The organism is Streptomyces sp. NPDC006393, from assembly GCF_040628575.1.
GTDB lineage: Bacteria > Actinomycetota > Actinomycetes > Streptomycetales > Streptomycetaceae > Streptomyces.
Genome location: NZ_JBEXZD010000010.1, coordinates 41,255 through 56,657 on the forward strand (window position 1 = coordinate 41,255; position 15,403 = coordinate 56,657).

The 15,403-nt window shown below is 71.6% G+C and carries 10 protein-coding genes; 6 read left to right on the forward strand and 4 right to left on the reverse strand.

All coding sequences use genetic code 11. From position 1 onward, the window contains the following. Window positions 1-37: 37 nt before the first annotated feature. Both sigJ and ABZ484_RS07360 read left to right on the forward strand, forming a co-directional pair. Entirely contained in the window at window positions 38-931 is an 894-nt protein-coding gene (gene sigJ / locus ABZ484_RS07355; protein WP_358864913.1) for an RNA polymerase sigma factor SigJ, read from the forward strand. Between the two features lie 17 nt (window positions 932-948). After that, entirely contained in the window at window positions 949-1,419 is a 471-nt protein-coding gene (locus ABZ484_RS07360; RefSeq protein ID WP_358864914.1) for a carboxymuconolactone decarboxylase family protein, read from the forward strand. Window positions 1,420-1,498: 79 nt separating this feature from the next. On the opposite strand, the gene ABZ484_RS07365 is transcribed toward ABZ484_RS07360, so the two are convergent. Further along, window positions 1,499-2,272 (reverse strand): class I SAM-dependent methyltransferase, encoded by a 774-nt coding sequence (locus ABZ484_RS07365; protein ID WP_358864915.1) that lies wholly within the window; start codon window positions 2,270-2,272, stop codon window positions 1,499-1,501. Between the two features lie 258 nt (window positions 2,273-2,530). On the opposite strand from ABZ484_RS07365, the gene ABZ484_RS07370 reads away from it, so the two are divergent. Beyond that, window positions 2,531-3,349 (forward strand): ABC transporter ATP-binding protein, encoded by an 819-nt coding sequence (locus tag ABZ484_RS07370; RefSeq protein WP_358864916.1) that lies wholly within the window; start codon window positions 2,531-2,533, stop codon window positions 3,347-3,349. Then, the gene (locus ABZ484_RS07375) at window positions 3,346-5,832 is read left to right on the forward strand and encodes an FtsX-like permease family protein (protein WP_358864917.1); all 2,487 of its coding nucleotides are present in this window, start codon (window positions 3,346-3,348) and stop codon (window positions 5,830-5,832) included. Before ABZ484_RS07370 ends, ABZ484_RS07375 begins: the two co-directional genes overlap by 4 nt. Window positions 5,833-5,867: 35 nt before the next feature. On the opposite strand, the gene ABZ484_RS07380 is transcribed toward ABZ484_RS07375, so the two are convergent. Then, complete coding sequence (locus tag ABZ484_RS07380) at window positions 5,868-6,395, reverse strand: hypothetical protein (RefSeq protein WP_358864918.1); 528 nt, start codon at window positions 6,393-6,395, stop codon at window positions 5,868-5,870. Window positions 6,396-6,494: 99 nt separating this feature from the next. After that, window positions 6,495-8,015 carry a glycoside hydrolase family 71 protein gene (locus ABZ484_RS07385; RefSeq protein WP_358864919.1) on the reverse strand — a complete coding sequence of 507 codons (1,521 nt, stop codon included), beginning with the start codon at window positions 8,013-8,015 and terminating at the stop codon, window positions 6,495-6,497. 342 nt (window positions 8,016-8,357) lie between these two features. On the opposite strand from ABZ484_RS07385, the gene ABZ484_RS07390 reads away from it, so the two are divergent. Then, complete coding sequence (locus tag ABZ484_RS07390) at window positions 8,358-11,081, forward strand: LamG-like jellyroll fold domain-containing protein (RefSeq protein ID WP_358864920.1); 2,724 nt, start codon at window positions 8,358-8,360, stop codon at window positions 11,079-11,081. Between the two features lie 327 nt (window positions 11,082-11,408). Continuing rightward, entirely contained in the window at window positions 11,409-14,666 is a 3,258-nt protein-coding gene (locus tag ABZ484_RS07395; RefSeq protein WP_358864982.1) for a GH92 family glycosyl hydrolase, read from the forward strand. 48 nt (window positions 14,667-14,714) lie between these two features. Here ABZ484_RS07395 and ABZ484_RS07400 read toward each other — a convergent pair whose 3' ends face one another. Next, window positions 14,715-15,257 carry a GNAT family protein gene (locus ABZ484_RS07400; protein WP_358864921.1) on the reverse strand — a complete coding sequence of 181 codons (543 nt, stop codon included), beginning with the start codon at window positions 15,255-15,257 and terminating at the stop codon, window positions 14,715-14,717. Between the last annotated feature and the right edge of the window lie 146 nt (window positions 15,258-15,403).

Sequence of the window (15,403 nt, forward strand, 5' to 3'; positions counted from 1 at the left end):
GCTGTCACACTCCAGGAGCGTGTCTCGTCCTCCCAGCATGAACGAACCGAACGCTGCCGACGAGGTGGCGGCCATCTTCGAGGAGCTGCGGCCCCGCCTGGTCGGGGTGGCCTACAGCATCCTCGGAACCCTCTCCGAGGCCGAGGACGCGGTGCAGGAAGCCTGGATCCGCCTCCACGGTTCGCGAGTGGCCGCCATCGAGGACCTCACCGGCTGGCTGATCACCACCACCTCCCGGATCGCCCTGGACGGTCTGCGCTCGGCCCGGGCCCGCCGCGAAGCCTACGTGGGGCCGTGGCTGCCCGAGCCGGTCGAGACCGCACCGGACCCGGCCGACTCCGTCAGCCTCGCCGACTCCTTGTCCTGGGCGCTGATGGTGGTGCTGGAGACCCTCTCCCCGGCCGAACGGGCGGCGTTCGTCCTCCACGATGTCTTCGGGCTGTCCTTCACCGAGGTCGGCGCCGCCCTGGGCCGCAGCCCGGCCGGGTGCCGCAAGCTCGCCAGCCGCGCCCGCGCCCACGTCGAGCAGCGCAAACCACGCTTCGACGTCGACCCGCAGGCACACCAGGAGATCGTCGGGGCCTTCGCGGAGGCCGCCCGCACCGGAGACATGGCCGGCCTGACGCGGCTCCTCGATCCGGAAGCGGTGCTCACCACCGATGGCGGCGGGGTGGTCCGGGCCGTACTCGAACCACTGCGCGGAGCCGACGACATCGCCCGGTTCTTCGCCCGCGGCGCCCGCTTCGCACCCGACCGCGAATTCCGCGTCACCCGTGTGAACGGCGGCGCGGCGCTGCTGATGATCGACGACGGCCGCCTCAGCGCCGTCGTCGCGCTCAGCATCAGCGAGGGCCGCGTCACCAGGATCGACGCGGTCCGCAACCCCCACAAGTTCCACGGCCTGCGCCCGCTGGGCGAGACCGGGACATGAAAGGAAACACGCGACACATGGAACCCCGCTTCAACTTCAGCGACACCGAGTTCGGCCGGACGTTCTACCGCAAGTTCGGCGCCGCCGCGCTGGCGGTGAACGAGTCGCCCCTGGCCAAGAACATCCAGGAACTGGTGAAGATCCGCGCGAGCCAGATCAACGGCTGCGCGGCCTGCACCGACATGCACACCAAGGACGCCCTGGCAGCGGGTGAGACCCAGACGCGACTCAACCTGATCGCGGTCTGGCGGGAGGCGACCGTCTTCACCGAGGCCGAGCGTGCCGCGCTGGCCCTCACCGAGCAGGGAACGCGCCTGGCCGACACGCACGGCGTGGACGACGCGACCTGGGAGGCGGCGCGGAAACACTTCGACGACGAGGAACTGGCGGCGGTCATCGCCCTGATAGCGGTGATCAACGTGTTCAACCGCTTCAACGTCATCGTCCGCACGCCGGGCGGCGGCTACCAGCCCGGCCAGTACGCGTAGGAGATCCGGTGGGGCCCGACCACGGCCGGTCCCCGGGCCCCACCAGGAGCCGCCCGCGCACGCGACGGCGAGACACCTCCTAGTGGTCCGAGCCGGTAGCCGACGGTACTGCCTCGGCGACGAAGAACAGGAAGACGGGCCTGGTCGAAAGGTCGTGGAAGCCGTCGGGGAACAGCTCACGGGCGGCCGGGTCGGGCTGTGGCTCGCTGAGGGCGGAAAGCCGGAAGCCGGCGGTCGTGAAGGCCTCGGTCATCGCGTGCAACGGCTTGCGCCAGAACCTCATCGGGGCGGACTGCCCGTCGAGCATCCAGTCGAAGGTGTAGCTGGTGGTCGCGAAGTAGTCGGGCCGAGGATCCTGGAACGTGTACGCCACGAAGGGGTGGTCCACCGACGCGATCAGCCGGCCGCCGACTGTGAGCACCCGCCGCAACTCGGCCAGCGTCGGCCCCCAGTCCTCCAGGTAGTGCAGGACCAGCGACGCGACCACGTCGTCGAACGCGCCGTCCCCGAAGGGCAGATGGTCACGCAGGTCGACCATGTGCAGGGCCGCGTCGTCACCGAGCCGCCGCCTGGCCAGCGCCAGCATTCCGGCGCTGGCGTCGACGCCGGTGACGACGGCACCGCGGTCGCGCAGTGCAGCCGACAGGGGGCCCGAGCCGCAGCCTGCGTCCAGGATCCGACGGCCGGTCACGTCCCCGGCGAGGGCGAGCATCGCGGGCCGTTCGTAGTAGGCGTTCACGAGACTGTTCTCGTTCTCCGCCGCGTACGCTTCGGCGAAACTGTCGTAGTCGTTCACCCGGTTCGGGCCTGCGGACCGGGCGAAGTTCTCGGGCACGTCGATTGCGTGATCCATCGTCGTAGCCTAATAGTCACAAGATCAGCTCGTGTGTGGGGTGCGGACGATGCCTGCCGGGAGTGGGCTGCGGGCACCCTCCTGCCGCGGGGTAGCGGCGCCACCGCTGGTGAGTGGCTTGGACCGGCCCCCGGGCCGGTCTCCGGTGGCGCCTCGGGTTATCCCCACCCAGGATCCGCCGGTGGCCACCATGGTCCGCGATGACCGTGATCCGTAGCTTCGAGTCGTCGGCTCGAGAGGATCGCGAGAGGGTGGGCCATGAGGCTGCGCAAGGGCAAGGAGCGGAAGACGGACGACCGGCCGGAGGCCGGGGGCGGCACATCCGGTCTCGCCGTCGAACTGCGCGGCGTCCGGCGGCAGTACGGCCGCGGCTCGCGCGCCGTACACGCCCTCGCGGGCATCGACCTCGCCCTGCCGCGCGGCACGTTCACCGCCGTCATGGGCCCCTCCGGCTCCGGCAAGTCCACCTTCCTCCAGTGCGCCGCCGGCCTCGACCGGCCGTCGGCCGGCTCCGTGCGCCTCGGCGGCACGGAGATCACGGGCATGCGCGAGAACCAGCTCACCGAGTTGCGCCGCAGCCGCCTCGGCTTCGTCTTCCAGGCCTTCAACCTCCTGCCCTCCCTCACCGTCGAGCAGAACGTGCTGCTCCCGATGCGCCTCGCCGGGCAGCGTCAGGACCGCCGCCGGGCGGCCGAGGTGCTCGCGCGGGTCGGGCTCGCCCACAAGGCGCGGTCCCGTCCCGGCGAGCTCTCCGGTGGCCAGCAGCAGCGCGTCGCCATCGCCCGCGCCCTGGTCACCAGCCCGGACGTGATCTTCGCGGACGAGCCCACCGGGGCTCTCGACACCGGCACCGCCGTCGAGGTCCTCGGCCTGCTCCGGCAGGCGGTGGACGCTCTCGGGGCCACCGTCGTCATGGTCACCCACGACCCGGCCGCGGCGGCCTGGGCCGACCGCGTGCTGTTCCTCGCGGACGGCGTCTTCGCCGGCGGCCTCGACCGCGGCTCGGCGGAGCGGATCGCGGACCGGATGGCCGCCCTCACCTCCCGTGCGGGCGCGATGGCGGGGGCCGCCGCGTGAGGAGCCTCGCCCCCAACGGCCTCGCCCGCGCGGCCGTGCGCTTCAAGCCCGCCGCGTTCGCGGGCACGTTCGTCGCGCTGATGATGGCGGCGCTGATCGTCTCCGCCTGCGGCATCCTCCTGGAGACGGGCGCCCGCGCCTCGGTGCCGCCCGAGCGGTACGCGAAGGCGGCGGTCGTCGCGGCGGCGGACCAGTACGCCCGCCTCGTCACGGGCAGCGGTGACAGCCGGTCCGAGTCGGCGGACCCGCTGCCGGACACGGCGCGCGTGGACGCCGCGCTGGCCGAAAAGGCGGCCCGCGCGCCCGGCGCCGAGGCGGCGGTGCCGGACTTCACGTTCCCGGTGCGCCAAGGCAATGGCGCCCTGACCGGCCATGGCTGGGGATCGCACGCCTTCACCGGCGCCACGCTCACCTCCGGGGCCGCGCCCCGTCCCGGCGAGGTCGTGCTCGACGCCGCCGCCGCGCGGACCGCGGAGGCCGGCGTCGGTGACACCGTCGTGCTCGAAACCGCCACCGGGCGCGCCGGATTCCGCGTCTCCGGGCTGGCCAGGGACGGATCCGGCGACGTGGCCGAAGGCGCCACGGCCTGGTTCGCCGACGCCCGGTCTCCCGCGCTCGCCGGGCATCCCGGCAAGGCCGACGCCATCGCCGTACTGGCCGAGGACGGGGCGGACGCCGACGCGCTCGCCGCCGGTGTGAGGAAGGCGCTCGCCGGCTCCGGCGCCATGGTGCACACCGGCGACGACCGCGGTGCCGTCGAGGACCGCGGGCTCGGGTACGCCAAGGAGACCCTCACCGGGCTCGGCGGCTCCTTCGGCGGGATCGCGGCCGTGGTCGCCGTCTTCACCGCGTCCGGTACGGTCGCGCTGTCCGTCGCCCAGCGTGCCCGGGAGTTCGCGCTGCTGCGCGCCGTCGGCGCCACCCCGCGGCAGATCCGCCGTGCGGTCGCCGCCGAGGCGCTGCTCGTCGCGCCCCCCGCCGGGCTGGTCGGCTGCCTGCCCGGGATCGGGCTCGCGCACTGGTGGTTCGGGCAGTTGAAGGACCGCGGGGCCGTTCCGGACGCCGTGGATCTGCACGTCTCCTGGATCCCCCTCGTCGTCGCCGTCGGCGCGGGGCTGCTGACCGCGCTCGCCGCCGGCTGGGCGGCCGGGCGCCGGCCCTCGAAGACCAAGCCGGGGCAGGCCCTCACCGAGGCGTCGGTGGAGCGGCTGCGGCCAGGGGTGATCCGTACGGTGCTGGGCCTGGGCGCCCTGGTCGGCGGCGGGTTCCTCACCGTGCTCGCCGCCCGTTCGGCAGGGGAGGACGCCGCCAACGCGGCCCTGGGCGTCGTCATGCTCTTCATGCTCGCCGTCGCATTGCTCGGTCCGCTGGTGGCACGGTCGTGCGCGGTGCTGTTCGGGCTCGCGCTGAGCGGCGGCGGTGCCGAGGCCTGGCTGGCGGCCGCCAACTCCCGTACGAACGCCCGTCGGCTGGCCTCCGCGATCACCCCGATCGTGCTGGCCATGGCCTTCGCCTCGACGCTCGTCTTCATGCACACGAGCGAGAGCCATGTCGCGGCGCAGCAGGTGCGCGCCGGCGTCACCGCGGACCACGTGGTCACGGACCCGGCCGGGCTGCCCGCTGACGCCGCCGGCCGGGCCGCCCGCGCGCCCGGCGTCGATGCCGCCGTGGGCCTGCTCGACACGCAGGTGCTGGTGCCCGTCGGCTCCGGCGGCGACCGGTGGCTGGAGGGCTCCGCGACGCAGGGCATCTCCGGCTCCGGCGAGCAGCTCGCGAAGGTGGAGGACCTCGACGTGCGCAGCGGCAGCCTGGACCGGGTCGGCAAGGGGCGGATCGCCATCGACAAGACGCTCGCGACCTCGGCGCAGGTCGAGGTGGGCGACAAGCTGCCGATGTACCTTCCGGACGGCACCAGGACCAGCCCCGAGGTCGTCGCCGTGTACGGCCGCGGGCTCGGCCTCGCGGCCGTGACCATGGACCGCGCCTCACTCGCGCCCCACGTCACCTCGGGCTTCGACAGCATGCTGCTGGTACGCGGAGGGGACACGAAGGCCCTCACTCCGCTCGGCAGGGTCACCGACGCCTCCGGCTACGCCGTCGAGCAGGACAGCGACCGCGAGCTCAACGCCTGGGCCAACTACACGATGGCCGGCGTCCTCGGCGGCTTCGCCGCCGTCGCGGCTGTCAACACGCTCGTGATGACCGTCCTCGACCGGCGCCGCGAGCTCGGCATGCTCCGTCTCGTCGGCTCCACCCGGCGTCAGGTGATGCGGATGCTGCGCTGGGAAGGCCTGCTGGTGGCGGTCGCCGGCATCGTCCTCGGCACGGCCATCGCCGCCGCGACGCTGATCCCGATGATGCGCGGCCTCACCGACGAGGCCCCCTACGTACCCCCGCTGGTGTACGCGGCCTTCGCCGGGGGTGCGGTCGGACTGGGCCTCCTGGCGGTGACCCTCCCGGCCAGGGCGGCGCTGAGGCGCTGAGACACTGAGCCACCGAGAGGCTTTGACGGCGGTCCCTAGGTGTGCGCTCCACCGGCTAGCGCGATGCGGGCTATTTCGTCCAGGGGAGCGGAAGCGCCCATCGAGCAGAGCGCGCCACCGTCGACGTGTTCGAGTCTGACCCGGTTGACGGTCAAGGTGGCGCCGCCTTGGCCGATGGGCGTGGACTGCGTGTGTTCGACGAGGCGGATGTCCGTCCAGGGGCAGGCGGCGATCTCGGGCGGCCGGGTGAGGACGATGCCTCGGTCGAAGAGGTACAACCGCGGGATGCGATCGTCACGGCGGCTTTCGTGGCGCAGCGTCAGGGGCACCAGCGCGACGGCGACGGCGAGGAAGGCCGCCCCGAGCGCGGTGACCGCCGCACCGTACGGGCCGGCGACCAGGCCGATGCCGGGGGGCAACAGTACGATCGCAAGCCCCAGGCCCAGGCAGCCGACGTCCCCGCCGCCGAGTGTATGGGTACCCCGCGGGGCGCCGAAGTCGCACCGCTCCGCGAGCCGCGTGACGTCGCGAGGCGGGGGCTGTCCCTGACCGGCTTCTCCCATCGATCCACCGTCCTCTCCCGTTCATGTGTTCCTACCCGCGTCAGGGCCGCGAGGCACCCGGGCCGCTCGGCGGTTGAGGGCCGCGGACCGGATACGGCGTCAGGGATGCTGCCGGCGGCTGGAGACCGCGTAGTACTGGAGGTCCTGCGCGGTGACCGTGCGCCGTACCGGAAAGCGGGTCGTGACGGCGGTGACGGTGTCACCCGCGCGGCGGACCACGGCCTCGGTGCGGCCAGAGTCCAGGGGCACGTCCTGGACGTGCACGCCGACGGGAGCCCGGTACGTGTGAGGGGTGGTTCCCACGCGCGCGGAGACGGTGGCGGGCGCGGTCAGGAAGGTGAGCAGCTCCACCTGGTCGCGTGGGGGCGCGGTGCCCGGGCGCGGACGCATCAACCGCGGCTGGAGCGGGGCGGCACCGGTGTCCGTGAACTGGACACGGGAGGTCACGTACACGGTGTCGCGGACGATCCGCGGCCAGACCCCGGTCTTGAACCGAGTGAGGTAGTAGGAGGAGATGTCCAGGTAGGTGTGGCCGTTGTGCAGCGAGGGGGCGAACTGGCTGCCCTCCGAGTAGTCGTTCCAGGTGGTCAGCTGCACCCAGTCGGCGCCGTCGGAGATCGCGTGGTTCCAGGTGGACCGCAGCGTGGCGGTGTTGCCGGCCTCGTCGTAGACGCCCTGGTTGGGCCGGGCGTCCTGCACGGACACGGCCTGCATCCACTTCTTGCCCAGCGAGTGGGCGAGTCGGATGTCGCCGGGAACGTTGTCCTGGCGGGCGTAGCTGCGGTTGCCCCAGGAGGAGAAGGCGTGGCTGATCGGGGCGAACCGCTCCGCGTTGGCGCGGAAGTCCAGGAAGACCGGGACGAGGGCGGTGGCGATGCCGTGGTCGCTCAGCCGCGCCATGACCTGGCTCCACCAGGTGGGGTCCTGTGCCTCGGCCTTGAACGGGGAGACCACGAGGCGCCCGTCGGCCAGCCGGTACGCGGACGGCGAGGCGGCGAGCAGGGCCAGCTGGTCGGCGAGGGTGTCCGGGTCGGTGTGCAGGGAGGTCATGTCCGGCATCAGCACGACCCGGAAGCCCGGGTCGACGCGGTGCGCCGCGCGCAGCAGCAGGTCGACGCGCTCACGGTTGACTCCGGTCAGGGAGAGGATGTCGACGGTGAATCCGTCCAGCCCGGCGTCCCGGGCGGTCCTCACCTCGCGTTCCAGATTGGCCAGTCGCCAGTCGCCGCCGGCCGGTGGCACGGGGAGCGGCCGGTCGCGCAGCAGCCCGCCGTAGGAGGCGTGCCTGCCCTGCTCGCCCTGCGGTGTCAGGTAGTTGCGGGCGTAGTAGTCGTGCTCCGCGGGCCGGTTGTCGAGGGAGAGCGGATACGGAGGGAAGTAGTGCGCGAAGACCAGATGCGGGCTGTCGCGCAGCACGTGGCGGCTCGGCAGGTCGAAAGGAAGCGCGGTGGTACTCGTACGCGGGGTGCCGGGTGCGGTGTCGGTGCGGTCGAGGGCCAGTCCGGTGCCCGCGATCAGTGCGATCAGCACCAGCCCGGCCAGGGTGCCGAGTGCGGTGCGCCGGCGGCCGGCCGGCGGCCTTCGGTGGTGGTGCGTCGGACGAGCGGCGTGGTCCGTCATGGGTGTCCTCCGCGGGCGCCGGTGGCTTCCGGAGCGAACTCTAGTGCGCCGACTGGCCCGTTGTGCGGCGAACCGCACCGTACGAACCGCTTCGGTCGTGATCGCCGTCCCGTCGGAGCGTGGTGACGCCGAGCCGGTGGGCGGTACGCCCGAGACGCATGCGGTGACGCCCAACACACCGAAATTCCCTCCCAGATGAGTCAAGTGCGCTGCATGGCGTGTCATGTACTCGTATGGTTCGCGGAACAACAAAACATGAGTGCGAGCCCGTTCGGATCCGGGGAAGACCCGCGGGCTCGTCGAGGCAGGGGTCCTTGACCGGGCCCCGGAGCCGGGGGGTACATGAGAAGATCCAGGCGGCTGAGCGCCGCCCTCGTCCTGTCCACCGCGGCCGGCCTGGGCCTGGTGGCCCTGCCGCAGCCGGCCGCCGCACTGACCCCGCCCGTCGCCTTCACCGCCGACGACCTGCCCACCTGGCAGACCAACGGCATCGTGTGGGCCCTGGCGGAGGCACACGGCACCGTCTTCGCGGGCGGCACCTTCTCGCAGGTGCGCCCGCCGGAGGGAGGAAGCGGCGCCGCTCAGAACGCGGTGAACTTCGTCGCACTGGACGCGGCGACCGGCGAGCCCACGTCCTGCAAGCTGTCCTTCACCATCGGCAGCGGCACCGCGACCGTGCGGGCGCTCGCCGTCTCGCCGGACAAGAAGACGCTGTACGCGGGCGGTTACTTCGGAGCCGTCAACGGCACGCAGGTCAGCAGCCTCGCCGCCATCGACATCGCCACCTGCACACCCAAGGCCGCCTTCCACCCGAGCGTCTCCGCCACCGTGCGGGCGCTCGCCGTCACCGACGACACGGTGTACCTCGGTGGCGACTTCTCCTCCGTCGGCGGCAGCGCGCACGCGCGGTACGCGGCGGTCGACGCCACCAGCGGGGCGGTCAAGCCGTTCCAGGCCGACGTCGACGAGCCCGGCCGTGCCCTCGCGGTCACCCCGGACGGCAAGAACGTCGTCCTGGGCGGCGACTTCTTCACCGTGAACGGCGCGAACTCGCACGCCCTGGCCGTCGTCGACGCGACCACCGGCGCCAACGTCCGCACCTATCCCGGATTCATCGAGAACAACTCCGTGGTCAAGACGATCGACACCGACGCCACGGGCTTCTACACCGGCAACGAGGGCACCGGCGGCGGCGTCTTCGACGGCCGCATCGCCCTCGACCTGTCCACGCTCGACCAGCGGTGGCGGGACACCTGTCTCGGAGCCACCCAGGCGGTCAAGTCCTTCCAGGGCGTGCTCTACAGCGCCTCGCACGCCCACGACTGCTCCAGCGTCGGGGAGTTCCCCGACGGACGCCGCCACCACCTGCTCGCGGAACCGACGACCGGCACCGGCAAGCTGGGCTGGTTCCCGGACACCAACGACGGCCTGGGCGAGGGCATCGGCCCGCGCGCCATGGTGGTCTCAGAGACCTCCGACAACAAGTACATGTGGGTCGGCGGCGAGTTCACGACCGTCAACGGCTCACCGGCCCAGGGCCTCACCCACTTCGCCGCCTCCCCGGACACCGGCGCCCCGTCGGTGCCCTCCGTCAGCGCCGAGTCCGTGAAGCCGACCGAGGCGCACGTCCGCTGGCGGGCCAGTCTCGACACCGACGACACCAAGCTGACGTACAAGGTCTACCGCAACGGCGGTGCCACGCCCGTGTACACCGTGGACGGCGACTCCGTGGAGTGGTCGCGCCCGCAGCTGTCGTTCACCGACACGAACGTCAGCGCCGGCTCCACCTACACCTACCGGGTGACGGCCACCGACGGCGCGGGCAACACCTCCGCGCTGTCCGCCGCCGCCACGGTGACGGTGCCGACCTCCGCCCAGAAGTACGCGGCCCGGGTGCTCGACGACGGCGCGACCCTTTACTGGCGCTACGACGAGTCCACCACTCCGTTCGTCGGCGACACCTCGCCCGGCGACCAGAGCGGCATCCACCTCAACGGGCCCTCGCTGCGCCAGACCCCGGCGGCCGTGACCGGTCCGTCCACCGCCATCGGCTTCGACGGCACCGACCAGCAGGTCTACAGCGACAAGCGCACCACGGTGCCGAGCCGGTACTCGATCGAGACCTGGTTCAAGACCACCACCGACCGGGGCGGCAAGCTCGTCGGCTTCGGCAACAACACCACGCGGGCCAGCAGCAACTACGACAAGCACATCTACATGCGCAACGACGGCCGGCTGGTCTTCGGCGTGTACACGGGCGGCACCCGCACCGTCACCTCCCCGGGCAGCTACAACGACGGCTCCTGGCACCACGTCGTCGCCACCCAGGGCCCCTCCGGGATGGCGCTGTACGTGGACGGCAGCCAGGTCGGCACGCTCGGCGAGACGAACAACCAGAGCTACACCGGCTACTGGCACGTCGGCGGCGACAACCTCAACGGTTGGCCGAACCAGCCGTCCAGCAGCTACTTCGCCGGGCAGATCGACGAGACGGCGATCTACCCGTCGGTGCTGAGCGCGGACCAGGTGCAGAGCCACTACACCCTGGCCTCGGCCCCGGCCGACAGCGTGCAGAGCGTCCGAGCCTCGGACGACACCTACGTCAACGCCGGTGCCACCGGGACCAATTACGGCACCTCCACCTCGCTGGCGGTCCGCGGCAGCTCGGCGTACGAGACGTATCTGCGTTTCGACCTGCCGGCCGCCCCGGCCGGTACGGTGCTCAAGAGCGCGCGGCTGGCGGTGAAGACGACCACGCTGAGCAGCGCGGGCAGCACGGACGACATCTCCGTGCTGCCGGTCGGCGGAAGCTGGACGGAAGCGGGAACCACCTACGCCTCCAAGCCCGCCGTGTCCTCGACCGTCGTCGGCACCCTGAGCGGGGCCACCGACCTCTCGACGGTCTACTCGGCGACGCTCGACACCGCGGCGCTCTCCCCGGCCCTGGGAGGCGCCTACGACCTGGCGCTCACCAGCACCGGGACGGACGCGCTGTGGCTGTGGTCCAGTGAGGCACCGGCCGCGGAGAACACCCCGCAGCTGGTGCTGACCTTCGGGGCGCCGTAACCCTCACCGCGTCCCCGTGAGCGGGGCACCGGACCGCCAACCGGTGCCCCGCACACCCCATCCCGCCACGCTGGGATCACCGACACCCTTGACACCACCCGACTACAGAGGGAGCATCCTCCCGATTCACTGACAACGTTGTCGGCAGTCCGGGCGGAAAGCGGACGCGCCTGTCTCCGGCGCGCCTTGACACACCGTCAGGCAGAAAGGGCAGGAGCCGTGCCAGGCTCATCGATACGTCAGACTCATGTGGGGAACCCGCGCCGTCCGAGACGGCGAGCTCTCGGCGCCGTCGCGACGGCCGCCCTGGTGGCCGCAGCGACGGCCATGACCGTCACGCCCGCCTCGGCGGCAGCGGGCCGGGACGCGGTCAAGGACCCGGTCTCCTACGTGGACCCGCTGATCGGCTCGTCCAACGCGGGCAACACCTATCCCGGCGCCGTCCGGCCGTTCGGCATGCTGGCGTGGAGTCCGCAGAACTCCCGCGGCAACCAGGTCTCGACGCCCGCTCCGGGCGGTTACCAGTACAACGCGACGAAGATCCGGGGCTTCAGCCTCACGCACCTCAACGGCGTCGGATGCTCCGGCGCCAACGGCGACATCCCGATCATGCCGTACGTCGGCGACGTCGACTCCTCGCCCACGGCCGACACCACCGACTCCAAGTACGCCAGCACCTTCTCCCACGCCAACGAGACGGCCTCGGCCGGCTATTACAAGGTGGGCCTGGACAGCGGCGCCTCGGCCGAGTTGACGGCCACCCTCCGTACCGGCTCGGGACGGTTCGGCTTCCCCGCGGACAAGCCCGCCAGCATGCTGTTCCGGACGTCGAACTCCGAGAGCGGCAGCACGGCCGCCGACGTTCAGGTGAACGCCGCCGACAGGACCGTGACCGGTTCGGTCAGCGCCGGCAACTTCTGCGGACCGCAGAGCGCGAACAACCGCAAGGACCTGTACACGCTCTACTTCACCGCGCACTTCGACACCCCGTTCGCCAAGACCGGCACCTGGACGGACGGAGACCTGCGGCCGGGCTCCACCTCCGCCAAGGGCGGCACGGGCTTCACCTCGTCCGGCAACCCGGTGGCCGGCAAGGGCTCAGGGGCGTACGTCACCTTCCCGGCGGGCACCACCAAGGTCCAGGCGAAGGTGGCCGTCTCCTACGTCAGCCCGCAGAACGCGGAGGCCAACCTCCGCGCGGAGAACCCGCCGGCCAAGACCTTCGGCGCCGTCGAGTCCCAGGCGAAGGCGGCCTGGAAGAAGGAACTGAGCAAGATCGAGGTGAGCGGCGGCAGCGACGCCCAGCGCACCACCTTCTACACCGCGCTCTACCACTCGATGCTGGAGCCGACCCTGACCAGCGACGTCGACGGCCGCTACCTGGGCGCCGACCGCAAGCCGCACAGGCTGGCCAAGGGGCAGAAGGCGCAGTACGGCACCTTCTCCGGCTGGGACCAGTACCGTGCCCAGGTGCAGTTGATGACCCTGCTGAACCCGACGGCCGGCAGCGACTACGCGCAGTCCCTGTTCAACTACGCGCAGCAGCGGGGCGGGGAGTGGGACCGCTGGCTGCTGGAGAACGGCAAGACCAGCGTCATGTCCGGCGACCCCTCCGACCCGGCGCTCGCCGGCATCTACGCCTTCGGCGGTCATGACTTCGACGTGAAGGGCGCCCTGAAGTCGCTGGTGACCGCCGCGACCGTGCCCACGGCGAACGACTCCGACAGCGCCGGGTGCAACGTGGAGTGTGTGGGGCAACGCCCCGCGCTCGACAAGTACCTGACCCTCGGTTACGTACCGTCCGACGGCTGCCACTGCTGGGGCGGCGCCGCCGAGACACTGGAGGACGCGGCGGCCGACTTCGCCCTCTCCTCGCTCGCCCGGCAGATCGGCGACCACGCCACCGAGAAGAAGTTCCTCGACCGCTCCGGCAACTGGACCAACGTCTTCGACCCCAACGCCACACCGCAGGGCGGCTACATCCGTGACCGCAAGGCCGACGGCACCTGGGCGGGGACGTTCACTCCGGGCACCGGCAGCGGATTCGTCGAGGGAACCAGCGCCCGCTACACCTGGATGGTCTACTCCGACGTGGCGGGACTCGCCAGTGCCATGGGCGGCCACGACGCGGCCGTCGCCCGCCTCGACTCCTTCTTCCGCACCCCGGACGGTGCCTTCGACTTCTCCGCCAAGGACGGCACGCGCTACGACCCGACCAACGAGCCCGACATCAACGCGCCTTATCTGTACGACTACCTGGGAACGCCGTACAAGACGCAGGAGACGGTCCGCGCGGAGATGGACCAGCTGTGGAACGACACCCCCGGCGGAATCCCCGGCAACGACGACGCCGGGACGATGTCGTCCTGGTACGTCTTCTCGGCGCTGGGCATGTACCCGCAGGTGCCCAGCCGTGCCGACATGGTGCTCTCGGCACCGCTGTTCCCGCACGCCGTGATCCACACCGGCAACCACAGGACCATCACGGTCAACGCGCCCGCGGCGTCCGCGGACGACATCTACATCCAGAGCCTGAGGACCAACGGCAAGAAGTCCGACAAGCCCTGGGTCCCCGCCTCGTTCGTCACCCACGGCGGCACCCTGGACTACACCCTCGGATCCAAGCCCAACACCTCCTGGGGCAGCGCCAAGGCCGATGCCCCGCCGTCCTTCCCGGGCGGCGGAGTGAAGTTCTTCACCGGCCTCGCCCCCTCCAAGCTCAAGGCCGAGCCCGGTGGTGACGCCGCCACCGCGACGGTCAAGGTGCAGGCGCTCCAGGAGCAGGACACCGAGGTCCACTGGACCGCCACACCCCCGGCGGGCATCACGGTGACACCCTCCCAGGGCGAGTTCACGGTGCCGGGCGGCGGCTCAGCCGGCGCGAAGGTCTCCGTCTCGGCCGCTGCCGGGACCAAGGAGGGCTTCTACACCGTCCCGGTGACGTTCACGTCGTCGTCGGGTACGGCGCTGCCGAAGACGTCCGCGTCGGTGACCGTCGCCGCCAGGAACAGCATGCTGTGGAACGTCAACAGCAACGGGATCTCGGCCGACGACACCAACCCGCAGGCCAACTTCGACGGCGAGGGCTGGAGTTACTCGGCCACCGCCCTCGCCGCCGCCGGCGTGCGACCGGGCGGCACCGTCTCCTCCGGCGGTTTCACCTTCACCTGGCCCGGGGCCGCCGCCGGTGACCCCGACAACATCGAGGTCGTCGGGGGCGGTCAGACGCTCGCCGTACCGGCCGCCGCCGGCGCCACGAAGCTGAGTTTCCTGGGCAGCGCGGCGGAAGGGGCGGCGAGCGGCACGGTGACGCTCACGTACACCGACGGCACGACCCAGCAGGCCCAGATCGGCTTCAGCGACTGGACGCTCGGCGGCGGTTCGCAGAAGCCCTCCTTCGGCAACACGGTCGCCGTGACCACCGCCTACCGTGACGTGCAAGGCGGCGGCAAGGACCCGGTGGCCACCGACGTCTTCGCCACCGCGCCCATCGCACTGGAGGCGGGCAAGCAGCTCGCGAGTGTGACGCTGCCCGCCACGACGAACGGCGGCGTGATCCACATCTTCGCGGCGGCGACCGCCTGACAACGATTCCGGCCGGTCGCGGTCGGTCGCGGCCGGTCACAGGCCTGCTCAGCCCTGCGAAGGGTTGAGCAGGCCTTCGTCACGTACCAGTTCGGTGGCCAGGAGGTCCATCAGGAGGCCGTCGTGCCAGGTGCCGTCCGGGCCGCGCTCGTACTGCCGCATGATGCCGACCGGCCGGAAGCCGACCTTGGTGTAGCAGCGGATCGCCGCGGTGTTGTCGGCTGCCGGGTCGATGATCAGGCGGTGATAGCCGTGGACATCGATGAGATGGCAGGCCAGAGTCCGCACGGCCTCGGTGCCCAGGCCCCGGCCGTGCGCCGTGGGATCGAGGAAGAGATCGATGCCGGCATGCCGGTAGTCCGGCTCGTCCTCGGCGTACCACTGGATCATGCCGATGATCCGTTGCCGGTGGTCGATGGTCAGGTGCCGGGTACCGGAGTCCTCCAGATCGGCTGCGATCTCCGCCTCGAGATCGTCTCCGCCTCTCCAGCGTGCACGCACTTCGGGTGTGGCCCGGATGGCGGCCAAGGCACGGACGTCCTCACGGACGGTGGGGCGGAGGACGAGCGAGGCCCCGCGCAGCACGGTCATGAGCGGAACGTTACGCCACCGGCCGGCCTCGGAGCGGCTCGCAGGGGAAGGAACTCGGAGCCCGGGCGAGCGGTGCCCGGCGGGAGATGTCCGGGCGGGTGATGTCCGGGCGTCACCGCGGTGTCATCGGTCACCGGGTCTGAGCA

What these genes read in the sequence shown, in the direction of transcription:
- ABZ484_RS07385 (WP_358864919.1), bottom strand. Translation starts at nt 8,015, where the DNA reads ATGACGGACCACGCCGCTCGTCCGACGCACCACCACCGAAGGCCGCCG.
- ABZ484_RS07360 (WP_358864914.1), top strand. Translation starts at nt 949, where the DNA reads ATGGAACCCCGCTTCAACTTCAGCGACACCGAGTTCGGCCGGACGTTC.
- ABZ484_RS07370 (WP_358864916.1), top strand. Translation starts at nt 2,531, where the DNA reads ATGAGGCTGCGCAAGGGCAAGGAGCGGAAGACGGACGACCGGCCGGAG.
- ABZ484_RS07395 (WP_358864982.1), top strand. Translation starts at nt 11,409, where the DNA reads ATGACCGTCACGCCCGCCTCGGCGGCAGCGGGCCGGGACGCGGTCAAG.
- ABZ484_RS07400 (WP_358864921.1), bottom strand. Translation starts at nt 15,257, where the DNA reads ATGACCGTGCTGCGCGGGGCCTCGCTCGTCCTCCGCCCCACCGTCCGT.
- ABZ484_RS07390 (WP_358864920.1), top strand. Translation starts at nt 8,358, where the DNA reads ATGAGAAGATCCAGGCGGCTGAGCGCCGCCCTCGTCCTGTCCACCGCG.
- ABZ484_RS07365 (WP_358864915.1), bottom strand. Translation starts at nt 2,272, where the DNA reads ATGGATCACGCAATCGACGTGCCCGAGAACTTCGCCCGGTCCGCAGGC.
- sigJ (WP_358864913.1), top strand. Translation starts at nt 38, where the DNA reads ATGAACGAACCGAACGCTGCCGACGAGGTGGCGGCCATCTTCGAGGAG.
- ABZ484_RS07380 (WP_358864918.1), bottom strand. Translation starts at nt 6,395, where the DNA reads ATGGGAGAAGCCGGTCAGGGACAGCCCCCGCCTCGCGACGTCACGCGG.